Below are 1,365 nucleotides of genomic sequence, written 5' to 3' on the forward strand. Positions count from 1 at the left end.
GCCGGCCCGGCAACTGCTCGCCGTTGAGATCGGCGGCAGTGGCCAGCTCGAACTCCACCTGCGTGTGGTCTTCGCTGACCTTGCGCTCGATGAACCAGATCTCGTCCGGGAAGTGTTCGTCCGGATCGGCAGTGGGATTGCCGCCGGCGAAGTTGACCGGGTCGAGGTATTTGGCCAGCGTCTGCCGGCGAATGACACGCGTGCCGACAAGGTCGTCGAACAGCAGGCACAGCGCGGTGATCGTGCCGTCGATGTTGCCGACCCGAAGGCGCGGGTTTGGCGGCTGATCGCTCGTGCGCTCGAAGCCAGTGGCCTCCACCGGCCAGGGGTCGTAAACCTGTCCCTGCCACACGATCGGAGTGCTTTGAAGGTGGGCGTGAAAGAGCAGCGAGTCTGCCCCCAGCGCGGTTGCGTCGAGTTCGAACACCGTCACCCGTGCGCCAGGCTCCAGGGTTTGGATGTCCGCGAGAATCGACATCAGCCCAGCTCTAGCCGGATTGCTTCGAACAACAGGCGGCCATATTCCATGGGGTCCGTCGGCATTGCGTTGAAGGGCATCCACTCGGAATAGCCCGGCAGCAGCACCTCACACGATGCCCAGCTCTTTGTGTCGTCCCCCCATGCTGCGTTGCGGTATTCCATCGCAACTGTGGGCGCCTCAACGATGCCGTCTTGCGGCTGCATCAACTTCATCAGCTGATCCTCACGAAGATCGCATTGGTACCGCCATCGAGCCACACGCCCGTGCACTTCCAAATTCCGGGCCGTCCGTTGATTGCCTTTGTTGCTCCCTCGGCAAGACCATCACGGGTCGTCGCAACCAACCAGCCGGGCGAGTTCGTGGTGAGCGGGTCGTACCAGGACGTATGGAGCATGTCGCCGAGTGAAACCGCATCGACCTGGACTTTTAGGCGACCGCTGCCAACGGTATTCCAGCCGACGTAGACCGTGTTGGCTCCCATCCCCGTGCCGCCGCCTTGGCGCACGGGCCTGAATCCAAGCGACGCCTCCTTGCCTGCAATGGCGGTGTCCTGATCCGCGTTCTTCTGGTACAGCTCGCCGAAGTTGTCATTCGTCTTCTGGAATGCAGCGCGCGGGGGATCGCCGCGGCCTCCGCCCTGCTGGGGAGTGTCGAGGTCGATAATTTGGCGTGCCATGAGGTTCCCTTACGGCTGAAAGTGTTGTTCGAAGGTGGCGGAAAGCGTGTAGTTGTCCGCGCCGTGCGCCACCGAGTTGTAGCCGGTGCATTGGTAGTACCCCTGCGTCGAAAGCGGCGGTGTCCATAGGAATGACCGGCCGACATGCGCGTCCAGGAAATCGGCAATCTGCTTGATCAACGCCTGCTTGCCGACGCGCGAGATGTTC

At 62.3% G+C, this 1,365-nt stretch carries 4 protein-coding genes; all 4 read right to left on the bottom strand.

What is annotated here, in order from left to right; translation table 11 throughout:
- A partial coding sequence (locus tag J7396_RS22405) for a phage minor tail protein L (RefSeq protein ID WP_343237473.1) occupies positions 1-433 on the bottom strand: 433 nt, incomplete at its 3' end.
- Positions 434-477: 44 nt separating this feature from the next.
- Positions 478-693 carry a hypothetical protein gene (locus tag J7396_RS22410; protein ID WP_046932041.1) on the bottom strand — a complete coding sequence of 72 codons (216 nt, stop codon included), beginning with the start codon at positions 691-693 and terminating at the stop codon, positions 478-480.
- Positions 693-1,157, bottom strand: a complete 465-nt coding sequence (locus J7396_RS22415; RefSeq protein WP_046932039.1) for a hypothetical protein — start codon at positions 1,155-1,157, stop codon at positions 693-695. Before J7396_RS22415 ends, J7396_RS22410 begins: the two co-directional genes overlap by 1 nt.
- Positions 1,158-1,166: 9 nt before the next feature.
- The coding region (locus J7396_RS22420) for a phage tail protein (RefSeq protein WP_209262189.1) at positions 1,167-1,365 on the bottom strand (199 nt) is incomplete at its 5' end.

This window comes from Xanthomonas sp. A1809 (assembly GCF_017746015.1).
GTDB lineage: Bacteria > Pseudomonadota > Gammaproteobacteria > Xanthomonadales > Xanthomonadaceae > Xanthomonas > Xanthomonas euvesicatoria.